This window comes from Kitasatospora sp. NPDC093679, assembly GCF_040683455.1.
GTDB lineage: Bacteria > Actinomycetota > Actinomycetes > Streptomycetales > Streptomycetaceae > Kitasatospora > Kitasatospora arboriphila.
The window spans coordinates 237,392-258,348 of sequence record NZ_JBFBDW010000003.1; the positions used below are offsets into that span (position 1 = coordinate 237,392).

General features: G+C 74.5%; 19 protein-coding genes and 3 tRNA genes. 3 read left to right on the forward strand and 19 right to left on the reverse strand.

The annotated features are described in order from the left end of the window. Positions 1-374 precede the first annotated feature (374 nt). The 4 genes from AB0O09_RS04525 to AB0O09_RS04540 all read right to left on the reverse strand — a co-directional run bounded on the left by AB0O09_RS04525 (position 375) and on the right by AB0O09_RS04540 (position 4,839). Entirely contained in the window at positions 375-1,679 is a 1,305-nt protein-coding gene (locus AB0O09_RS04525; protein ID WP_363540086.1) for a hypothetical protein, read from the reverse strand. A gap of 102 nt (positions 1,680-1,781) precedes the next feature. Next, positions 1,782-1,854 (reverse strand) — tRNA-Ala (locus AB0O09_RS04530). Positions 1,855-2,199: 345 nt separating this feature from the next. Continuing rightward, a complete protein-coding gene (locus AB0O09_RS04535; protein WP_363540088.1) occupies positions 2,200-3,903 on the reverse strand; it encodes an insulinase family protein in 1,704 nt (567 codons plus the stop codon). Between the two features lie 3 nt (positions 3,904-3,906). Beyond that, positions 3,907-4,839 (reverse strand): hypothetical protein, encoded by a 933-nt coding sequence (locus AB0O09_RS04540; RefSeq protein ID WP_363540089.1) that lies wholly within the window; start codon positions 4,837-4,839, stop codon positions 3,907-3,909. A 190-nt stretch (positions 4,840-5,029) separates the two neighbouring features. On the opposite strand from AB0O09_RS04540, the gene AB0O09_RS04545 reads away from it, so the two are divergent. Beyond that, on the forward strand, positions 5,030-5,470 hold the full coding sequence (locus AB0O09_RS04545; RefSeq protein WP_359982945.1) for a hypothetical protein: 441 nt from the start codon (positions 5,030-5,032) through the stop codon (positions 5,468-5,470). Between the two features lie 134 nt (positions 5,471-5,604). Here AB0O09_RS04545 and AB0O09_RS04550 read toward each other — a convergent pair whose 3' ends face one another. Continuing rightward, a complete protein-coding gene (locus tag AB0O09_RS04550; protein WP_363540091.1) occupies positions 5,605-7,101 on the reverse strand; it encodes an MFS transporter in 1,497 nt (498 codons plus the stop codon). A gap of 218 nt (positions 7,102-7,319) precedes the next feature. Here AB0O09_RS04550 and AB0O09_RS04555 point away from each other — a divergent pair, with 218 nt between their 5' ends. Beyond that, complete coding sequence (locus tag AB0O09_RS04555) at positions 7,320-8,252, forward strand: helix-turn-helix transcriptional regulator (protein WP_363540093.1); 933 nt, start codon at positions 7,320-7,322, stop codon at positions 8,250-8,252. A gap of 92 nt (positions 8,253-8,344) precedes the next feature. Here AB0O09_RS04555 and AB0O09_RS04560 read toward each other — a convergent pair. The 8 genes from AB0O09_RS04560 to AB0O09_RS04595 all read right to left on the reverse strand — a co-directional run bounded on the left by AB0O09_RS04560 (position 8,345) and on the right by AB0O09_RS04595 (position 13,024). Then, positions 8,345-8,417, reverse strand: a tRNA-Ala gene (locus AB0O09_RS04560). A 34-nt stretch (positions 8,418-8,451) separates the two neighbouring features. After that, positions 8,452-8,524, reverse strand: a tRNA-Ala gene (locus AB0O09_RS04565). A gap of 105 nt (positions 8,525-8,629) precedes the next feature. Continuing rightward, the gene (locus AB0O09_RS04570) at positions 8,630-9,277 is read right to left on the reverse strand and encodes a histidine phosphatase family protein (protein WP_363540206.1); all 648 of its coding nucleotides are present in this window, start codon (positions 9,275-9,277) and stop codon (positions 8,630-8,632) included. Continuing rightward, positions 9,274-9,711: a ribosome silencing factor gene (rsfS, locus tag AB0O09_RS04575; RefSeq protein WP_344625675.1), complete on the reverse strand. Its 438-nt coding sequence runs from the start codon at positions 9,709-9,711 to the stop codon at positions 9,274-9,276. The genes AB0O09_RS04570 and rsfS overlap by 4 nt, the downstream gene beginning before the upstream one ends. Before the next feature lie 138 nt (positions 9,712-9,849). Further along, positions 9,850-11,811 carry an LCP family protein gene (locus tag AB0O09_RS04580; protein ID WP_363540095.1) on the reverse strand — a complete coding sequence of 654 codons (1,962 nt, stop codon included), beginning with the start codon at positions 11,809-11,811 and terminating at the stop codon, positions 9,850-9,852. Positions 11,812-11,827: 16 nt separating this feature from the next. Then, entirely contained in the window at positions 11,828-12,457 is a 630-nt protein-coding gene (gene nadD / locus AB0O09_RS04585) for a nicotinate-nucleotide adenylyltransferase (RefSeq protein ID WP_363540097.1), read from the reverse strand. 111 nt (positions 12,458-12,568) lie between these two features. Then, positions 12,569-12,715, reverse strand: a complete 147-nt coding sequence (locus AB0O09_RS04590) for a hypothetical protein (RefSeq protein WP_199922936.1) — start codon at positions 12,713-12,715, stop codon at positions 12,569-12,571. A 165-nt stretch (positions 12,716-12,880) separates the two neighbouring features. Continuing rightward, positions 12,881-13,024: a hypothetical protein gene (locus tag AB0O09_RS04595; RefSeq protein WP_363540099.1), complete on the reverse strand. Its 144-nt coding sequence runs from the start codon at positions 13,022-13,024 to the stop codon at positions 12,881-12,883. Between the two features lie 192 nt (positions 13,025-13,216). Here AB0O09_RS04595 and AB0O09_RS04600 point away from each other — a divergent pair, with 192 nt between their 5' ends. Beyond that, positions 13,217-14,311: a M48 family metallopeptidase gene (locus AB0O09_RS04600; protein WP_363540101.1), complete on the forward strand. Its 1,095-nt coding sequence runs from the start codon at positions 13,217-13,219 to the stop codon at positions 14,309-14,311. Between the two features lie 57 nt (positions 14,312-14,368). Here AB0O09_RS04600 and AB0O09_RS04605 read toward each other — a convergent pair whose 3' ends face one another. The 6 genes from AB0O09_RS04605 to obgE form a co-directional block, all read right to left on the reverse strand. Next, on the reverse strand, positions 14,369-15,439 hold the full coding sequence (locus tag AB0O09_RS04605; protein ID WP_363540103.1) for a hypothetical protein: 1,071 nt from the start codon (positions 15,437-15,439) through the stop codon (positions 14,369-14,371). An 87-nt stretch (positions 15,440-15,526) separates the two neighbouring features. Next, positions 15,527-16,120 (reverse strand): hypothetical protein, encoded by a 594-nt coding sequence (locus AB0O09_RS04610; protein WP_363540105.1) that lies wholly within the window; start codon positions 16,118-16,120, stop codon positions 15,527-15,529. Positions 16,121-16,203: 83 nt separating this feature from the next. Continuing rightward, positions 16,204-17,511, reverse strand: a complete 1,308-nt coding sequence (locus AB0O09_RS04615) for a glutamate-5-semialdehyde dehydrogenase (protein WP_363540107.1) — start codon at positions 17,509-17,511, stop codon at positions 16,204-16,206. Positions 17,512-17,588: 77 nt separating this feature from the next. Further along, positions 17,589-18,089: a hypothetical protein gene (locus tag AB0O09_RS04620; RefSeq protein ID WP_363540109.1), complete on the reverse strand. Its 501-nt coding sequence runs from the start codon at positions 18,087-18,089 to the stop codon at positions 17,589-17,591. A gap of 68 nt (positions 18,090-18,157) precedes the next feature. Continuing rightward, a complete protein-coding gene (gene proB / locus AB0O09_RS04625; RefSeq protein ID WP_344625684.1) occupies positions 18,158-19,294 on the reverse strand; it encodes a glutamate 5-kinase in 1,137 nt (378 codons plus the stop codon). Between the two features lie 102 nt (positions 19,295-19,396). Continuing rightward, positions 19,397-20,872, reverse strand: coding sequence for a GTPase ObgE (gene obgE / locus AB0O09_RS04630; RefSeq protein WP_363540111.1), 1,476 nt, complete (start codon positions 20,870-20,872; stop codon positions 19,397-19,399). Between the last annotated feature and the right edge of the window lie 85 nt (positions 20,873-20,957).

The window sequence follows — 20,957 nt, forward strand, 5'->3', positions numbered from 1 at the left end:
TCATCAGTGGCGAACCAGCGGCACACACTCGGAACAGCACGTACTCGGAAAGCAAAAAACCCCTCGCAGGAGGGGTCGCCACGCCGACTCCGGCCCCGGGCCGGTCCTGGTCAGCGCGGCCGGCTAAGGAGCAGGCGCACGGTTCGCATGGGGTCAGGGTACCGCAACGGCCCGTACGCCCCGCCGTGCATTCCACCCGCGGGCCGCCCACCGGGACGGCCCCGGCCGGGGAACACCGCACGCGGGGCCACGCCGGGCCGGCGGACGTCCCACCCGGGCCCCCGGGGCCGCGACCCACCCGGGCCGGAGCCCGCACGTGCTGTCGCGGAGACCTCCCCGCCGTCCCGCGCCCTCCCGTCGCCCCTCGCCCTCCCTCATCCCGCGAGCGGCACCTCCTCCCGCGCGGCCGCGTCGAAGGCACGCAGGGCGCGCGCCACCCGCGCGGACTGCATGCCGGCGGCGAGCAGCCGCGCCTCGTCGGCGATCCGGGCGGCCTCCTCCCGCTCCCCGGTGCGCCGGTACGCCTCCGCGAGCCGGACCATCAGCAGGGCCCTGGTTCGGGCCCGCTCGGCCGGCAGCGCGGCGACCGCCTCGCCGAGCATCCGCTGCGCACGCTCGAAGTCCCCCAGGAAGAGGTGCATCTCCCCCACCATCCCGGCGAGGTCGGCACGCTCGTGGGCGTGGTCGTCGACACCGTCGAGCGCCTGGAAGGCCCGCTCGGCGACGGCCTCGGCGCTGATCTGCTCGCCCTTCCGGCCGTGGGCACGGGCGATCCGGCCGAGCTGCAGCGCCCGTTCACGGGGGGTCAGCACCTCGTCGGCGGCGCGCAGCGCGGTGGAGAGCATGGCCACAGCATCGAGTCCGCGCCCGCCGGAGTTGTACGTCGCCTGCACGGCGAGGCAGCCGACCACGCCGACGCCCAGCCGCGGGTCGCCGGAGACATGCGCGGCTCGCAGTGCGGCGACGAAGGCACGCTGGGCCGCGGCGTCGTTGCCCATGTCGTAGTTGGCCCAGCCGACCAGCCTGGCTAGCCGTCCGGCGGCACCGTAGAGCTCCCGGCCGAGCTTCTCGTCGTAGGCGCCGAGTTCCAGCAGTTTGCCGACCATGGCGAGTTCGGCCTTGGCGAGGTCGAGGATGAGTCCGCCGCCGTAGGCGCGTTCCAGGCGCCGTTTGCTCTCGTAGGAGAGCCGCAGGTCGGCGAGCTGTTCGGGGGCGATGCGCAGCGCGCCGGCTCCGCCGGTGACCTCGGGCGGCGGGGAGGCCCAGTGCCGGGCGGCCTGTTCGAGTTCGTCGCCGCGGAAGAGGTCGGTCAGCCGGACGGGCGCGGCGTCGGCGCCGGCCTCCCGGAGGGCGGTCTGCGCGGTGTCGGCCGTCCACGGGTCGGTGAGCAGCCGCGGCGAGAGGATCTTGGCGCCGCGGCCGCTGCCCATGCGGCCCCAGAGCTGTTCGTAGGTGACGGCGATGCCCACGGCGCGGCCGAGCACCTCGCAGACGGTCTGGTCGTGCGGAGCACGCGGCACCATGCCGCGGTCGCGCCACTTGTAGGGCGCGGTGGCACTGATCGCCAGGCCGGCGGGCAGGACGGCGCTCACCTCGCGAGCGAGCCGCTCGGGGCTCCACCCGAGCTGGTGGAGTATCCGGGCGAGCTCTTCGTTCCGTTTGCGCACCAGGTCGGCCATGCTTCGACCGTAGCGGGCCGGGAGGGTCCACGGGTGAAGACGGTCGCACCTACCGGGAACGGCGAAAGGCCGCTCCTTGAGGGAACGGCCTTTCACTTGCTGTGGAGCTATGGGGAATTGAACCCCAGACCTCTTGCATGCCATGCAAGCGCTCTACCAACTGAGCTATAGCCCCTTGCTGCGGCCCCCGGCGTTCTCCCCCGGCGACACGCACCACTTTACACGGTCACCGGGGTGCTCCCCTAATCCGTTTCGGGCGCCCCGCCCCGACGGTTCGCGACCCGACAGGTCGCGCCCGCCCTGCCGCCCTCGCCCGCCCGGCAACCCGCACCCGGCCGCTCCGGCCGGCACCCCCGACGCCCCGGGTAACCCCAACGGCCCGTGCAGCCCCAACGGCCCGTGCAGCCCCAACGGCCCGTGCAGCCCCGCAGTGCTGCCGACTCGCAATGCTGCCTACCCGCCCCGCAGCCCAGCCGGCCCGCCCCCGTGGTGCCGGAGCCGCCCGCCCCGCGATCCAGTCTCAGGCCCGCCGCGGCCGACTGCGCCGCCACACACTGCGCAGCAGCGCCGCCGCGATGCCCGCGGCCACCACCAGCACGCCCCAGTAGACCGGGTCGCCACGCGACTCGTCGTCCGCGCCGAGGGCCCCGCCGAGGGCGAACAGCAGGAACAGACCGGCGACGAGCGTGAGCACCATGTTCACGGCGAGCTGCGCCGGCGACGAGCGGACGGCCGTGCCCGCCCCGGCACCGGCACCAGGACCCCCGGCAGGACCGGAGCGGGAGGGCCGGGCGGGCGCCGCCCGCGGTGGCATCCGGACGTACGCGTGGTACGGCACCGCGGCGTCGATCCCGGCGAGGGTGTGGGCGTCGACGGCGAAGCAGCCGGGTTCGACCTCGACGCAGATGCCGTCGGTGCCGATGAGCCGCCGTCCGCCGTCGGGCCAGGCGAGGTAGGCGGCGCAGGCGTCGTACCGGACGGTCGCGGCCTCGCCCTCGCGGACGAGGCTGACACCGGCCCGGCCGATCACCAGGTCGGGCCCGCCGGCCTCGCGGGAGCGGTGGCGGTTGCCCTCGACGGCGGCGACGGAGTGGAGCGGTGCGGCCTGGTAACCGGCCCAGTCCGCACGCCGTCCCGCGGGCACGCGCAGGAGGCCGTTGCCGAGGGCCTGCTGAGCGACCGTCCGGACGTCCTCGGCGGTGACGGCGGCGAGTTCGGCGCGGATCTCGTCGAGGCTGCGGACGGGCAGGTCGAGCAGCAGGTCGGCGGCGCAGCCGGGCAGGCGGGCCGCGTCCGTGTCGGGGGCGGTGTGCGCGGCGTCGGCGCGGCGTCGCAGGGCGTCGAGGGTGTCCGGGTCGACGCCCGCGACGGCGAGCCTGGCGAGCACGTCGACGAAGCCGCCGAGCACGGCGTCCTGCTGCTCGGGCAGGGCGTCGGCGAGGGCGGTGACGGTGAGGACGCCGTCGCCGCGGTGCGCGTGGTCGGCGCCGGCGGTGTAGGAGAGGCCGCCGTCCTGCCGGAGGTCCTGGAACAACTCGCGGTCCAGGCAGGCGGTGTACAGGTCGGCGGCGGCGGTCCGGGGCAGCACGGTGTCGAACAGGACCTGTCCCTGCCCCGCGGCGAAGTACGCCGGGGTCTCGGGCAGGGCGGAGGTCGGCTGCGGCGCGGGCATCCGGCGGCCGGGGCGCAGCGGCAGCCGCAGGCCGTCCGGCACCCGTTCGCCGGCGACCCAGAGGACGGCGTTCTCGCGGGTGAACCAGGTGTCGGCCCAGTGCTGGACGGTCTGCGGGTCGAGGCCGGGCACGCCCCACTCGGGGTAGCTGACCAGGCCGTGGCCCTGGGCTCCGTAGCGCCACAGGCCGGTCGCCTCGGCGGCGCCGGCGCCTCGGCCGGCCTCCTCGGTGCGCAGGATCGCCTTCTCGGTCTCCAGGCGGTCCATCGGCAGGGCGGTCAGCGATTCGCAGACGCATCGCAGGAAGGACCGGATCTCCTGGTCGTCGCCCTCCAGGAGGAAGTGCGTGTGCAGCTGCCCGGTGGCGCCGTTGAAGCGGTGCACCTGGACGCCGCTGCGGTGCAGGGCGAGGTGTTCGACGAGGTGGGTGATGCCGGCGCGGGCGAGGGTCTCGTCGGCGCTGCCGACCCGGAAGACCAGGCCGGCGGTGGTGCGGCCGGGCCGCGGGGCGTGCAGGGCCGGTACGCCGTCGACCTCGAAGCGGTGGATCACGGCTCAGCCTCCCAGGGCGCGGTCGCGGTGTTCCCGGAAGGTGCGTTCCGGGGTGTTGTCGAACCACTCCCACGGTTCGGTGCTGCCGTACGGGCCCATGGCCTGGAAGTGCGTCCGGGCGGCGGCCCGGTCGCCGCCGAGGGAGGCGAGCAGGGCGAAGGAGCTGTGGGCGGTGATCCGGCCGAACCGGATCCGGCAGTCGGGGTGCAGCACGGAGCCGTGGGCGGCCTCGGCGAGTTCGTGGCGGACGTCGGCGCGGGCGGCGTACGCGTTCCGTTCGGCCCGTTCCAGGGAGCCGGCCCGTTCCGCGTGGTACATGGCCAGCAGGGCGCCGTTGAGGCTGCCGGGCGGTGCGGCGCGGAAGCAGTCGCGGGCGAAGGCGTGCGCGTCCTCCCAGCTGCCGCCCCACTTGGGCAGCAGCTGCTGGAGCAGGCTGCGCTGCCCCGCGTAGTGGTGCGGCGAGACCCGGGTCAGGGCGCGGTACCGGCGGCGGGTCTCGCTGGCGCCCAGGGAGATCCCGCGGGAGATCGTCATCCTCAGCATCCAGGCGAGCGCGTCGCCGCGGTTGCGGGCGACGGCGCCGATCAGCAACTGCTCGGCCTCGTTGAGCCGGGCGCGGAACTCGCGCCAGCCCTCGGGGGTGACGTCCTGCGCGCGCCGGGTGCTGCGGGCCTGCCAGCCGACGTGGATCAGCCGGTCGGCGAGCAGGGCGGTGGCCAGGGGATCGCCGGGGTGGTGGGCGAGCACCTGGCGCAACAGGTGCTCGACGCCGGGCACGGCGACGACCTGGCCGGAGAGGACGAGCGGGCCGTACTCCTCCCGGCAGTCGGCGAACACGGCGCGGACGGCTGACCAGTCACCCCGCTCGGCGGCGGACCGGACGGCGCCGGCCTCGGGAAGCGCGGCGGCCGGGTCGAAGAGCGGTTCGGTGCTCATGGGCGGCGATCGTAGGCGGCGGGCGAAGGGTACGGACGCGGGACCGACGGTGCGAATCCGTACGGATTCGGGCAAGTCGCCTGGCACTTGACGAAGAATTTACGGAATTAAAGACTCCGCTTGTGCATCGGCGTCCATAGGCTGCCCGTCGATGACCGGCCATCAGGCCGGTCGCGCACCGAGGAGCACCATGAACAACCGCCGCCGGAACCAACTGCTCAAGGCTGCCGGACCGCTGCTGATAGCCGACGAGCAGGTCGAGTTCGCCACCCTGACCAAGGTCGGCACGGTCTCCGCGGCCCGCCGCCTGGCCACCACCGCCGTGGTGGGTGTACTGACGGCCGGTACGGTGACCGCGATCGCCGCCCCTCGTCCGGTGTACCTGGCGCTGACCGACCGACGGCTGCTCTTCTTCGGCGTGGACCAGCTCAGCGGCAAGCCCGACAAGCTGGTGATGGCGCTCCCCCGCGAGGCGGTCACCGCCTCGCCCGCTGCCAAGGCGGCCTTCGGCCTCCTGCTCACCACGCACCTCTCGGTCGCGGGCGAGGAACGCGACCTGAAGCTGACCTTCGCCACCGCCGTCCGCGCGGACGGCCGCGAGCTGCTGAGCCGCCTCCCGGTCACCGCCTGACCGGCACCGGCCCCCGGCACCGGTACCGGCACCACCGGTACCAGCCCCGGTGCCGGTACCGGACCGCCGTCCCGGACCGTCCTGTCCGCACCGGCCGTCCCACGGCCGGCAGGGGCAGGACGGACCGGGCCCGGTCACTCCACCGGCCCGCCCGGCACATCCCGCTCGCGCGGCACGGCACTCCCCTCCACGGCGGCGCTCCCGGCCCGTCCGGCGCTCCCGGCCGGCCCGGCCCGCCCGGTGACGCCGGCGAGACCGGCCGCCACGACCAGCGCACCGCCGATGACCGCGGTCGTGACCAGCAGGGCACGGCCGGAGGCCGCCGAGGACGCCGGGTAGGAGACCGTGCCGAGGAAGACCGTCCCGAGCAGCGTCACCCCGATCACCTGGCCGAGCTGCAGCACCGTCACCATCACGCCGCTGGCGTCCGCGGCGTCCGCCGGGTCCACCCGCCCGAGCGCCCGGGCGAACAGCGGGCTGTAGGCGCAGCCCGCTGCCACCCCGGTGACGGCGAGCACCGTCTGCACGACGGGGCCGACCGGTCCGCCCCCGCCCAGCAGCAGCCCGACCAGCACGTAGCCGGGGGCGACCACGGCCAGGCCGAGCACGGGCAGCAGCCGGTGCAGGCGGCGCGGCGTCCGCTGCCAGAGCAGGCTCGCCGCTCCGAAGCCCACGGACACCGGTACCGAGAGCAGGCCCGCCCGCAGCGCGCTGTTGCCGAGTCCGGCCTGCTGGTGCAGCGCGAAGGCGAACATGAACCCGGCGAACCCGGCCATGATCAGGAAGATCGACCCGGCCGCGGGCAGCAGCCCGGGCGCCCCGAGCACCCGTCCGGCGATCAGCGGCTGCCCGCCGCGCGCCGCCACCCGCCGCTCCACCACGGCGAAGACGGCGAACAGCGCGGCACTGCCGGCGAGCATCGCCCAGCCCCAGCCGGGCCAGCCGAGTTCGTGTCCGAGCACCAGCGGCACCACCAGCAGGCCCAGGGCGGCCGCCAGGGTCAGCAGGCCGGGCAGGTCGAAGCCGCGTCCGGCGTCGCCGGGGAGGGCCGGCAGCAGCCGGTGGGAGGCCGCGAGCAGCACCAGGCCGAGCGGGACGTTGACCAGGAAGACCGGTCGCCATCCGGTGCCGAACAGGTCGGCGCTGACGAGCAGCCCGCCCACCACCTGCCCGATCGCGAGGCCGCCGGCCAGCACCGCCGAGTACAGGCCGAGCGCCCGCACCCGGGCGGCGCCGGTGAACAGCCGCTGGATCACGCTCATCACCTGCGGCACCATCACGGCCGCGGCGACGCCCTGGGCGACCCGGAAGCCGATCAGCCAGCCGGTGCCGGGGGCCAGCCCGCAGGCCAGCGAGGCCGCGGTGAAGCCCGCCAGTCCGTGCCGGAACATCCGGCTGTAGCCGTAGCGGGCGCCGAGCCGGGCACCGGTGATCAGCAGCACCGCGTAGGCGATGGTGTAGCCGGCGATGACCAGTTGCAGGGCGGCGCCGGAGGCGTGCAGGTCGGAGCGGACGCTCGGCGCGGCCACGTTGACCACCGAGACGTCGAGCAGGGCCATGAACTGGCCGGAGAGCACCAGTCCGAGGACCGGGCCGGGCCGGGAGCCGCCACGCGCGGCGGCAGCGGGCACCGGGGCGGCACCCCCGGGTGAAACACCAGAAGGCGAAACACCCGCGGGGGCGGCACCCGCGGGAGCGGGGCCGGCGAGCGGAGGGCTCGCGGGGTCAGGAGTCCGTACGTCCGTCATACCGGGATCGTCGGTGGCGCCCGGTACCGGTGGTTAGAGCCTGCTGATCCTGGTACCGACAGCACCTGTCGGCGGCGGCCGTGCTCGGCCACGATGGGGGCATGACCGTGCTGGAACCGGACACCGTCGCCGTACCCCGCAAGGACCTCCGGCGCGAGGAGCTCGCCAAGTTCCTCCGTGCCTGCCGCGCCCGGGTGCGGCCCGAGGACGTCGGCCTGCCGCCCGGCCTGCGGCGCCGCACGCCGGGCCTGCGCCGGGAGGAGGTGGCGCAGCTCGCCGGCCTCGGGGTCACCTGGTACACGTGGCTGGAGCAGGGCCGCCCGATCAACGCCTCCGAGCAGGTGCTGGCCTCGGTGGCCCGCACGCTGCGGCTGGACGCGGCCGAGCGCGACCACCTGTTCCGGCTCGCCGGGGTGCGGCCGCCGTCGCCGGCGGAGCCCGACGATCCGGAGTTCGACGGCGCGACCCAGGCCATCCTCGACCAGTTGGGCCCGCTGCCCGCGGCGGTCTGCAACACCCGTTTCGACGTGCTGCGCCACAACGCCGCGTACGAGGCGCTCTTCCCGCGGGCCACCCGGCCGGCCCGGCCCGGCGGGCCGCGGAACAACATGTGGTGCGCGTTCACCGTGCCGGACTGCTGCAACCCCTTCCTCAACCGGGACGAGGAGCTGCCCCGGATGGTCGGGGTGCTGCGGGCGGCGTACGGGCGGCACCTGGGCGAGCCCGTCTGGGAGGCGTACGTGCGGGACCTGTCGGCGGCCAGCGACCGCTTCCGGGAGCTGTGGGACCGGCAGGAGGTGGCTCCGCCGCGGACCACCCGCAAGGTCTTCCGGCACGCCGGGGTCGGTGTGCTGAACGTCCGGGCGTCGTACCTGACCCTCCCGGACCGGCCGGAGGTCTACCTGGTCGTCTACACCCCGGAGGGGCCGGAGGACCGGCGGCGGCTGGAGCGGATGGCGGCCGAGCCCGCCGGGGCCCGGCCGGAGTGCACCCACGGCACGACCGAGCCGGAGCGCACCCGCGGCGCCGCCTGAGCGGGCGGCCCGCCGGGGAGAACCGGGGACAAGGGGCCGGAAACGTCGGAGGCCGCCATCCCCGTCGGGGGTGGCGGCCTCTCATACTGCTGTGGAGCTATGGGGAATTGAACCCCAGACCTCTTGCATGCCATGCAAGCGCTCTACCAACTGAGCTATAGCCCCGCGACACGAACGGCCTCGGGCCGCTGGTGCGGAGTGGAGCTATGGGGAATTGAACCCCAGACCTCTTGCATGCCATGCAAGCGCTCTACCAACTGAGCTATAGCCCCGCAGTCCGTGTCGTCCGCCTCCCTCTCGGTCGGCGTCCTCGCTGCGAACGAGGAAGACTCTAGCCGGTCAGGCCCCGAACTGCGAAATCGCCTGCCGGTGCGGGCTCACGTCTCGTCGCCGATGACCGGCTGCGGCAGGGTGCCGGCGTTGTGCTCCAGCAGCCGCCAGCCGCGCACGCCCTGGCCCAGCACCGACCAGCAGCAGTTCGACAGGCCGCCGAACCGCTCCCAGAGCACCGGCTCCAGGCCGAGCAGCCGCCCGATCATGGTGCGGATGGTGCCGCCGTGCGACACCACGACGAGCGTGCCGTCCTCGGGCAGCTTCTCGACCGCGGCCAGCACCACCGGGACGGCGCGGTCGGCGACCTCGGCCGCCAGCTCGCCGCCGCCGCGGCGCACCGGGTGGCCCTGCGCCCACGCCTCGTACTCCTCCGGGTAGCGGGCCCGGATCTCGGTGTTGGTCAGGCCCTGCCACTCACCGGCGTACGTCTCCCGCAGGCCCTCGTCCTGGTGCACCTCCAGGCCGGTCAGCTTGGCCAGCTCGGCCGCGGTGCGGGCGGCCCGCTGCAGGTCGGAGGAGACCAGCAGGTCGGGCTTCAGGCCGGCGAGCAGCCGGGCGGCCCGCTGGGCCTGGAAGATGCCCTGGTCGGTGAGCGGGATGTCGGTGCTGCCCTGGAACCGCGACTCGAGGTTCCAGGACGTCTGGCCGTGGCGCCAGAAGACGATGCGCGGCCCCCGCGCGGCGCGGCTCAGCTCTCGTCCTCGGCGACCGCGTTGCCCGCGGCGTCGGTGCGGGCGCCCTCCGGCCGGTTGCGGGTGGCCAGGGCGTCGGCCGGCAGCGGCAGCTCGGGGCAGTCCTTCCAGAGCCGGTCGAGGGAGTAGAAGGAGCGCTCCTCGGAGTGCTGGACGTGCACGACGATGTCCAGGTAGTCGAGGAGGATCCAGCGGCCCTCGCGCTCGCCCTCGCGGCGCACGGGCTTGACGTCGAGCTCCTCGCGGAGCTTGTCCTCGATCTCCTCGGCGATGGCGCGGACCTGGCGGTCGTTGGCCGCGGAGGCGATCAGGAAGGCATCGGTGATCGACAGCACGTCGCTGACGTCGAAGGCGATGATGTCGTGCGCCAGCTTGTCAGCCGCCGCCTGTGCGGCGACGTTGATCAGGTCCTGGCTCCGGTCAGTGGCAGTCACGGTGTTCTTCCGGCTCGGCTACGCGTTTTCCCCTCCAGGATCTCACGAACGCCCCGGGCCCCCGATCGAATTGACCGGGGGCCCGGGGCGGGCACCGACGGGGGGCGCGGGCCGGACCGCTGCGCGGGCCCGGCCGGACTACTGCGCGGGCTTCTCGGTCGTCTTCGCCCCGCTCGCCTTCGGGTCGGCCGTCTTCTGGTCCGACTTCGGGTCGGGCAGGGGCTTGTAGTCCTTGCCGAGGACCACGACGAGGTCGGCGTTCTGCGGGTCGGCAACCTTCTTGACCGCCTCCGGCTTGAGCCCGAGCGCACCGGCCAGGGTCTTCGCGGCCTCGGCGCGGGCGTCGTCGGTGTAGCGGATCTCACTGGCGGCCTGGGCGGTTCCGGCCTTGCCGCTGCTCGGCACGACCTCCATGCCGGTGTTGGTGATCTGCACCGACGCGGACTCGGCGGCCCTGTCCAGGCCGGAGGCGTTGAGCACCGACACCCGGGGGGTGCTGCCGGTGGCGACGGCGTTCTTGATGGTGCCGCCGAGCACGTCCTTGACCTGCCGTCCGGCGGTGGCCTCGTCCAGCGTGCCGTCCGGCTTGGCCTGGAGCAGCTGGGTGGCGAGGTGCCCGTCCTTGCCCTGCTGGGCGAGCTGCGCGAGGACGCCGGACAGGGCCTTCTCCGGCAGCGAGGGGTCGAGCACCGCGTTCATCCGGTGCACGTCGTCGGTGGCCTCGTCCAGGTCGGTGGGCATGGCCTGCAGCACGGCCTGCATGACCTGCCCGAACCTGGCCAGCTGGGCGCCGCGGTCCTCGCCGGGCGCCTGGAGCGTGGCGTAGGCGACGGCGGCCTGGCCGTTGAGGCTGACGCCCTTGCCGGCGGAGGCGAGCACCTTGCCGTCGGCGGCCTTGACCTCGGCGTTGGTGTCGACCTTGATGCCGCCGAGCTGGGCGACCAGCAGGGTCAGGTACGGGGTGTCCAGCCGCCAGGTGCCGGCGACCGGGGCGCCGAGCACGGTGGCCAGTCCCTCCCGGGTGCCGGACGAGCCTATGTCGTCCAGGCCCTTGCCGACCGTGGTGACGGTGGAGTCGTTGGGCAGCCGCAGGGTGTCCGGGATGAGCAGCACGGTGCCCTTGTGTCCGGAGGCGTCGTTGACCAGCAGCGCGGTGCTGACCTTGCCCTGCAGGTCGCGCAGGTGGACGACGTTGACCTGGCGCCCGCCCGCGGCGGCCGCGGCGGATCCGCCGGTGTCCCGGCCGGTCCACCACGTCCAGCCGCCGACGCCGCCGGCGACGACGGCGGCGGCCACGGCCAGCCCGATCAGCCGGTTGCGCAGCCGGCGGCGGCGCTCGGCGCGGACCTCGCTGCGGGACTCGGCGAACTTCAGCCAGTCGATGACGTCCTCGGACTCCTCCGCCTCCTCGTCGACGAAGGTGAACTCGCCGGTGGCGTAGTTGTCGCCGGCCGCGGCGGGACGCCGGTTCTGGCGGCTGCCGCCGACCTGCTCGGACGGCTGCGCGGGCCGGGCGGGCGCGGCGGCGCGGGCGGTCGCGCCGGCGGCACCGGCGGTCCCCGCGGTGGCGGCGCCGGTGGCCGCCGGGGAGACCTGCTGGAGCGGCGGCTGCTGCACCGGGGGGCGGCGCGCGGGCTGCTGCACGAAGGGTTGCTGGTTCGGCTGCTGGCCGGGCTGCTGCGGCGGCACGGGTGCCTGCTGCGGGGCGGCGCCCTGCTGGTACGGGTCCTGCACCCAGCCCTGCTGCCCGCCCTGGCCGGCGTACGGGTCCCAGCCCTGCGGCTGCTGCTGGTGCTGGTGCTGGTAGTAACCCTGCGGGCCCTGCTGGCCCTGCTGGTACGCGCCCTGCTGGTACTGGCCCTGCTGCTGGTACTGCCCGGGCTGGGGGGAGGCGCCCTGGCCGTACGGGTCCTGCTGGTAGGCCTGCGGCTGCTGCTCCTGGTAGCCGGCGTACGGGTCGTAGCCGTACTGCTGGCCCTGCTGGTGGCCCTGCTGCGGCTGCTGCTCCTGGGGCCAGCCCTGCGGGTCGTAGGGGTCGTAGCCCTGGCCGTACGGGTCCTGCTGGTAGCCCTGCGGCCCTCCGCCTGCGGTTCCGGTCACGCCGCCCCTCCCGGGATCAAGGCCGGGCCGGCGCGTAGAGCGCCCGCTTGTGGATGTAACGCACCACGCCGTCCGGGACGAGGTACCAGACCGGCTCGCCCTTGGCGACCCGGTTGCGGCAGTCCGTGGAGGAGATGGCCAGCGCCGGCACCTCGACCAGGGAGACCCCGCCGACCGGGAGGCCGGCGTCCGAGAGCGTGTGCCCGGGGCGGGTGCAGCCGATGAAGTGGGCGAGCTCGAAGAGTTCGTCGGAGTCGCGCCAGGAGATGATCTGCGCGAGCGCGTCGGCGCCGGTGATGAAGAACAGCTCGGCGTCCGGATGCAGGGCGTGCAGGTCGCGCAGGGTGTCGACGGTGTAGGTGGGGCCCTCGCGGTCGATGTCGATCCGGCTGACCGAGAACTGCGGGTTCTCCGCGGTCGCGATGACCGTCATCAGGTAGCGGTCCTCGGCCGGCGTGACGTCCCGGTCGGACTTCTGCCACGGCTGCCCGGTCGGCACGAACACGACCTCGTCGAGGTGGAAGGCGCTCGCCACCTCGCTGGCGGCGACCAGGTGACCGTGATGGATCGGGTCGAAGGTGCCACCCATCACGCCGAGGCGCTTACGCGCCCTCGGCGCACCGGTGCTCCCGGCCTGCTGTCCCATGCCGCCACACCTTACGCGACGCCCGTCACGGGGCGGCAAGCCGCCCGGAGAGGTCCGCGGGAGGGAGCGCGCAGCTTCTGTGCAGGCGCTCCCCCGCGGTGTGCGGCCGGCTCAGCGGTCGCGGTTGAAGCGGGTGGTCAGGAAGAGCAGCAGCAGCAGGATGAACAGCGCGGACCCGCCGGTCAGGTAGGGGTTCAGGCTCTCGTGGTTGCCGCCCTCGGCGAGCTGGGTCAGGGCGGGCAGTGCAGCAGTGCTCATGGTCGGCAGGACCTTCTCGGCTCGGGGGCGGACGAGGGTGCGGGCCGTACGGCCTGCGGCCTCATCGTACGGGTGGGCCCTGCGCAACCGCGCGGCGGCCCACCGCGTCTGACCCCTCGTAGGTGGGGGCCCGGCCGGGACGGCCGCGGCGGCCCGCCGGGCGGGTCAGTCGCGGCCCGCGCGGACCAGGATCCAGGCCAGCAGGCCCACGCCCACGATGGAGCCGATCACGATGATCCGCAGGAACAGGCCGGGGCCGTTCTCGTTGGAGATCGGTCCGGCCAGGTGCGCCAGGGTGGCAGGGGACATCGGGGGTGCTCCTCTCGGTCCGGACCTCGCTCCGGACGACCAGCGTAAGCCGGGGCGTTCCGGACACCGAGCACCGCCCCCGGGCGTACGGTGGACCGCCGGGGACGAGTACGCGCACACGGACGTTGGAGCCAACAGCAGCGGGGGCCGGCCGGGGGGCCGGTGCCGGCGACGACCAGGAGGTACTCACACATGACCGACTTTTCCAAGGACGGCGGCAACACGCCCAGCCGGCGCCGGCAGCGCTTCCCGGAGATCTCCACCCGGGCCTGGGAGCACCCCGCCGACCGGTCGGCGCTGGTGGCGCTGCGCAAGCTGAGCGGCTTCGACGACGTCCTCAAGAAGCTCGCCGGCCTGGTGTCCGAGCGCAGCGTCCGGCTGATGTTCCTGGCCACCGCGGTGAAGACCTCGGAGCGTCAGTTCCCGGAGCTGCACGCCATGGTCCGGGACGCCGCCTACGTGCTCGACCTGGAGAAGGTACCGGACCTGTACGTCACGCAGGACCCGGCGGTCAACGCCATGTGCATCGGCATGGAGACGCCGATCATCGTGCTGACCAGCGGCCTGGTGGAGCTGCTGGACGAGGAGGAGCTGCGGGCCGTCGTCGGCCACGAGGTCGGCCACGCGATGTCCGGCCACGCGGTGTACCGGACGATGCTGCTGATCCTCACCAACATCGCCGCCCGGATCGCCTGGCTGCCGCTGGGCAACCTCGCCATCATGGGCGTGATCACCGCGCTCAAGGAGTGGTTCCGCAAGGCGGAGCTCTCCTGCGACCGGGCCGGCCTGCTGGCCGGGCAGGACCTGCAGGCCTCGATGCGCGGCCTGATGAAGCTGGCCGGCGGCCACAACCTGGCGGAGATGAACGTCGACGCCTTCCTGGAGCAGGCCGAGGAGTACGAGCGCGCGGGCGACCTGCGCGACGGCGTGCTCAAGCTGCTGCAGGTGCTGCCGCAGACCCATCCGTTCGCGGTGGTCCGGGTCGCCAAGCTGAAGAAGTGGGCGGAGAGCGACGAGTACCGCTCGATCCTGGCCGGCGCCTACCCGCGCCGCGGCGACGACCCGCAGACCTCGGTGGGTGCCCAGTGGAAGGCCGCCGCGGACTCCTACTCGCAGTCCGTCAAGGAGAGCAAGGACCCGCTGATGGGCCTGCTGCGGGACGTGGCCGGCGGGGTCGGCACGGTCGGCGGAAAGCTGCGGGACACCTTCGCGGGCGCCCGCTCCGGCGGTTCCGCGGGCCCCGACGGCTCGGACGGGGGCGCCGCGGACGGCGACGGCCGGGACTGACACCGGCGGCGGTGCCGCAGTGACACCGGGCGGGGCGCCCGGGCCGGACGGGCGGGCTCACCGCCCGGCGGCCGGCTTGCCGGTCAGCGGTCCGAGCGCCCCGCACACCTGCCAGGCCGGCCGGCTGCGGTCGCCCGGGTCGACGGCCTGCGGTGCGGTCGCCGTGCTGCCGGCCAGCAGCGGCTGCAGGTAGTTGCTCATCGGGGCGCCGCACGAGGCCGGACCGGCCTGCACCACCGCGTCGACCAGTCGCAGCCGGTCCGAGCTCAGGTCCAGCCGGTCGAAGGCGAACCGCAGCTCCCGGCGGACGCTGACCAGGCTCACCGGCCCGTCCGAGGTGCCGGCCGCCCGGACGGCGTAGACGAAGGTGTGGTCGGTGGTGACCTCCAGCGTCCCGCTGTCGGCCTCACCCACCCGGACGACGCCGGAGGTCCGCACGCCGTCGACGGCCAGCGCGACCTTCCCCGGGTCGAACCGGACCAGCCAGCCGGTGGCGGCGTGGTGCTGGTCGTCCTGCGGGGTGTTCACGCTGTCGTCGTACTGCGCCTGCTCGCCCGGCGTGACGAGGGCCCGCACCTCGGCCGTCTCCCCCTGGACGAGGGTCGCCGGGGCCAGCGCGGACGCGACGAGGTAGCGCTGCACCACGGAGAGCGCCCGGTTGACGTCCGACCGGGTGAAGTGCGCGGTGGCGGCGCCGGCCGGCAGCGCCAGCCCGGTCGTCCCCTCCCCGTAGGCGGCGGGCAGCGCCGCGAACGGGTGCTCCGGATCGGCGACCGCGGCCACCGGCCCGGTCGGGCTCAGCGCCACCAGCGAGGTGGTCAGCTGGTTGCCGGACGGCGGCGCGGCCTGCCGGTGCGGCGAACTGACGCCGAAGTACACCGCCGCCGCGAAGGCCAGGAAGACGACCAGCAGTAGCGCCACCGCCTGCCGCGGCAGCGTGCCGAAGGGCCCGAGGCCGACCCGCGGCCGGGTGGCCCGGTACGTCCCGCCGAGCCGCTCCTGGGCCGACAGCTCCTGGATCCGGGCAGCCCGGACGAACGATTCGTCGAAGACGACGGACCGGAACTCGTCATCGCTGCCGGAACCGCCCTCGGGCGCACCCTCCGGAGGCTCGCGCGGGTCACCCATAGCACCAGGGTAGAACCGGGCGGGCCGGGGTTCGACCGGCGGGCGGCCTCCGCCCCGCGTCCCGTCGCGGCGCCGCCACCGGCCCGCTCAGCCGCTCAGCAGCGCCACGGCGCTGGGCAGCGGCACGGCCGGCGGCGAACCGGGCGTGCTGCTCGAACCCGTCTCCGGACGCCGCGGCGACTCGCCGGCCCCGTTGGCCCCGCGGTAGATCGCGGCCACCGCGACCGCCACCACGCCGACCCCCATGACCACCGCCAGCACCCAGGCGACCGGCCGGTGCCAGCGCTGCTGGGCGACGTGCCGCCCGTCGTGGCCCAGCGGCTCCCAGCCGACCGTCCGGGCCCAGCGGGCCCGGCGGCGGGCCCGGTCGGTGCCGGACCACGGATCGGGGTACAGCCGGTCGTCGTCCAGACCGCGCGGGTGCGGGCGCAGCTCCAGCGGCAGTACGTCGCCGGTGCCGGCCATCTCCGGTGCGATCAGGTCCCAGGGCCGGGCCGGGCCCGCGGTCTCCGGCTCGACCCGGGCCTCGGCGGCGGCCAGCTGCCGCTCCAGGGCACTCGGCTCGTGCACGGCCGCGGACCGGACGAAGGCCTCGTCGAACACCACGGTGGCGAACTCGTCGTCCGCACCACCGTGGTCGGCGCCGTCGGGGTACGGCGAGCCCCCCACATCCTCAGCCACGGGAATCAGCGTATTACCGGGCGGGCGGTTTGTCTGGGGCTCCTGCCAGTTGGCCCGACCGCCCGGAGCGCGCGCCGGTCGGCTCAGGAGCCGACGGTCTGCTGCGCCTCACCGCGGACGTGGCCGTCACCAGTGACGATGTACTTGGTGGAGGTCAGCTCGGGCAGGCCCATCGGGCCGCGGGCGTGCAGCTTCTGGGTGGAGATGCCGATCTCCGCGCCGAAGCCGAACTCACCCCCGTCGGTGAACCGGGTCGACGCGTTGACCGCCACGGTCGTGGAGTCGACCAACTGCGTGAAGCGCCGGGCGGCGGCCTGCGAGGTGGTGACGATCGCCTCGGTGTGGCCGGAGGACCAGCGGCGGACGTGCGCCACGGCGGCGTCCAGCGAGGGCACCACGGCGGCCGCGATGTCGTACGAGAGGTACTCGGCCTCCCAGTCCTCGTCGGTGGCCGGGACGGCGGTGACGGCGGTGCCCTCGGCGGCCTTCAGCACGGCGTCGTCGCCGTGCACGGTGACGCCGGCGCCGGCCAGCGCCTCCAGGGCGAGCGGCAGAAAGGCGTCGGCGATGTCCTGGTGGACGAGCAGGGTCTCGGCGGAGTTGCAGACGCTGACCCGCTGGGCCTTGGAGTTCAGCAGGATGCCGACCGCCATCGCCAGGTCGGCCTGGGCGTCGACGTAGACGTGGCAGTTGCCGGTGCCGGTCTCGATCACCGGCACGGTCGAGCCCTCGACCACGGTGCGGATCAGCGAGGCGCCGCCGCGCGGGATCAGCACGTCGACCAGGCCGCGGGCGCGCATCAGCTCCTGCACCGAGTCCCGGCTCTCACCGGGCACCAGCTGGATCACGTCGGCGGGCAGGCCCGCCGAGGCGACCGCGTCGCGGAGCACCTCGACCAGGGCCGTGTTGGAGCGGTAGGCGGAGGCGGAACCGCGCAGCAGGACGGCGTTGCCGGACTTCAGGCAGAGCGCGGCGGCGTCGACGGTGACGTTGGGGCGGGCCTCGTAGATGATGCCGACCACGCCGAGCGGCACCCGGACCTGCCGGACGTCGAGGCCGTTGGGCAGGGTGTAGCCGCGCACCACCTCGCCGACCGGGTCGGGCAGGCCGACCACGTCGCGGACGTCCGAGGCGATCGCGGCGATCCGCTGCTCGTCGAGGCTGAGCCGGTCGACGGTGGACTCCGGGGTGCCGGCCTCGCGGGCGCGGGCGACGTCCTCGGCGTTGGCGGCGGTGATCTCGGCGCTCCGGGCGACCAGCGCGTCCGCGATCGCCAGCAGCGCGGCGTCCTTGGCGCTGCGCGGGAGCGGGGCGAGCGCGGCGGCCGCCTCACGGGCTCGGCGCGCGACGGCGAGGACGGGGCTGTCGGTGGTGGCGTGGTCGCTGGTCATGCCTGAAGGGTAGCGACTCGCCGCCACCGCCTCGGCCCGCATTTCGTCGGCTGAGACGCGGGCCGCGGCGCGGCAGGTCAGTACGGGTGTACACCGCCGAGGTGCGGCGGCGGGTCGCCGAAGCCCTCGGCCACCCGCTGGTGGTAGGTGGTGCGGTCGACGACCTCCAGGCCCACGATCTCCCACGGCGGTAAGTTCGCGGACGCCTTGTGCTCCCCCCACAGCCGCAGCGCGATGGCCGCGGCGTCGTGCAGGTCGCGGGCCTGCTCCCAGTATCGGATCTCGGCGTGGTCGGCGGCGTAGCGGGCGGTCAGGAAGAAGGCGTGGTCGTGCGCGAGCCGTTCCAGGGCGGAGCGCAGTTCGGCGATCGGGGTGGCCCGGCCGGCCACCGACAGCACGACGTGCCAGAGCCTGCCGTGCTCCTCCGTCTCGCCCTCGCCCTCGCCGTGCGGGTGCAACTCCCGGACGGACTGCGGGGGTTCACCGGGCGGGTCGCCGTCGGCGCGGCCGCCCGCGATGCTGGTGAGCCGCCGCGCGGACGTCTCCCCGGGCAGTGTTCCCGGGCGCCTGCTTGCCATCGGCGGCCTCCTGTTCGGCGACGTCCCCTGCCCGGGCGCCGCCCGCTGCACCGGCCCCGGTGGCCCCGTCAGCCGCGCAGGACGACCAGGTCGTCGCGGTGGACGACCTCGCGCTCGTACGCGGCACCGAGCTCCTGGGCCAGCTCCCGCGTGGACCGGCCGAGCAGACGGGGCAGCTCCCTCGCATCAAAGTTGACCAGTCCGCGGGCGACGATGTGGCCGTTTTCGCCAAGAAGGTCGACGGGATCACCCGCGGTGAAGTCGCCGTCGACCTTGGTCACACCGGCCGGGAGCAGGGACTTCCCGCCGAGGACGACGGCGTCGACGGCACCGGCGTCGAGGTGGAGCGCGCCGCGCGGGGTGGAGGCGTGTTCGAGCCACAGGAGCCGGTCGGCGGAGCGGCTGCCGGTGCGCAGGAAGAGCGTGCCGACGGGCCGGCCGGCCAGGGCCTCGGCGGCGTGGCTGGCGGCGGTCAGCACGACGGGGATGCCGGCGCCGGTGGCGATCCGGGCGGCCTCGACCTTGGTGACCATGCCGCCGGTGCCGACGCCGGCCTTGCCGACGCTGCCGATCTCGACGCCGTCGAGGTCGTGCGGGCCGCGCACGGTGTCGATCCGGGTGGTGCCCGGCCTGGCCGGGTTGCCGTCGTACAGCGCGTCCACGTCGGAGAGCAGCACCAGCAGGTCGGCGCGGACGAGGTGGGCGACCAGCGCGGCCAGCCGGTCGTTGTCACCGAACCTGATTTCGGCGGTGGCGACGGTGTCGTTCTCGTTGACGACCGGCATCGCGCCCATCGCGAGCAGCTGGTCGAGGGTGCGGTAGGCGTTGCGGTAGTGCGAGCGCCGGCTGGCGTCCTCGGCGGTCAGCAGCACCTGGCCGACCCGGATGCCGTACCGGGCGAAGGAGGCGGTGTAGCGCGCGACCAGCAGGCCCTGGCCGACGCTGGCGGCGGCCTGCTGGCGGGCCAGGTCGGAGGGGCGCTTGGCGAGGCCGAGCGGGGCGAGGCCGGCCGCGATGGCGCCGGAGGAGACCAGGACGACGTCGGGGGCGTCCGGGCGGGAGCGGACCTTGGCGAGCGCGTCGACGAGCGCGTCGACCCGGTCGGCGTCCAGGCCGCCGGCCGCGGTGGTCAGTGAGGACGAGCCGACCTTCACGACGATCCGCCGCGCGGCGAGGACGTCCTGCCGCAGTGTCTGACCCGTCATCAGTGTCCTCCGGTCGTGCTGGATCGAGCCCGCTGCTCGGTCGCAATCTACGCGATCCGCGCAGCGGGCCCGTCGGGGTTTTCAGCTGGTGGACGCCGGGACTCAGTAGTCCTCGTCGTCGCCCTCGATGGCCTGGCGACCGGAGGAGAGCGCCTCGAACGCGCGGTACTCCTCCTCGGCGGCGTCCCGGCCGCGCTGGCGCTCGCGGCGGCGGTCGACGGCGGGCCGCTGGGTCTCGAAGCGGTGGTCCTCGCCGCGGCGGCCGAGCATCTCCGCGCCGGCGGCCATGGTCGGCTCCCAGTCGAAGACGACCGCGTCGTCCTCGGGGCCGATGACGACGGTGTCGCCCTCCTGCGCGCCGACCTTCCAGAGCTCCTGCTCGACGCCGAGGCGGGCCAGGCGGTCGGCGAGGTAGCCGACGGCCTCGTCGTTGCTGAAGTCGGTCTGGCGGACCCACCGCTCCGGCTTGACGCCGCGGATGCGGTAGACGCCGTCCTCCTCGGTGATGGTGAAGCCCGCGTCGTCCACGGCCTTCGGCCGCAGCACGATCCGGGTGGACTCCTCGACCGGCTTGGCGGCGCGCGCCTCGGCGACGATCTGCGCCAGGGCGAAGCTCAGCTCGCGCAGGCCCTTGTGGGCGAGCGCGGAGACCTCGAAGACGCGGTAGCCGCGCTCCTCCAGCGAGGCGCGGGTGAGGTCGGCGATGTCCTGGCCGTCCGGCACGTCCACCTTGTTGAGCGCGACCAGGCGCGGCCGGTCCTCCAGGCCGCCGTACTGGGCGAGCTCCTCCTCGATGGTCTCCAGGTCGGTGAGCGGGTCGCGGCCGGGCTCCAGGGTGGCGCAGTCGAGGACGTGCACCAGCACCTCGCAGCGCTCGACGTGGCGCAGGAACTCCAGGCCCAGGCCCTTGCCCTGGCTGGCGCCGGGGATCAGGCCGGGGACGTCGGCGATCGTGTAGACCGTCGAGCCGGCGGTGACCACGCCGAGGTTGGGGATCAGCGTGGTGAACGGGTAGTCCGCGATCTTCGGCTTGGCGGCGGAGAGCACCGAGATCAGCGAGGACTTGCCGGCGCTCGGGTACCCCACCAGGGCGACGTCGGCGACGGACTTGAGCTCCATCACGATGTCGCGGGCCTCGCCGGGCTCGCCGAGCAGGGCGAAGCCGGGGGCCTTGCGGCGGGCGGAGGCGAGGGCGGCGTTGCCGAGGCCGCCGCGGCCGCCTGCGGCGGCGACGAAGCTGGTGCCGTGGCCGACCAGGTCGGCGAGCACGTTGCCCTTCTTGTCGAGCACCACGGTGCCGTCCGGCACCGCGAGGACGAGGTCCTGGCCGTCGGCGCCGGTGCGGTTGCCACCGGCGCCGGGCTTGCCGTTGGTGGCCTTGCGCTTGGGCGAGTGGTGGTACTCGAGCAGGGTGGTGATCTGGCTGTCGACGGTGAGGACGACGCTGCCGCCCTCGCCGCCGTTGCCGCCGTCGGGCCCGCCGAGCGGCTTGAACTTCTCCCGGTGCACGGAGGCGCAGCCGTGGCCTCCGTTACCCGCGGCGACGTGCAGCTCGACGCGGTCCACGAAGGTGGTCATGGGTGTGCCTCCAGTACGACGGAAAAGATGGGGTCCTGCGGTAAAGCATGAAGGGTGGACCGGAACATTCCGGCCCACCCTTCAC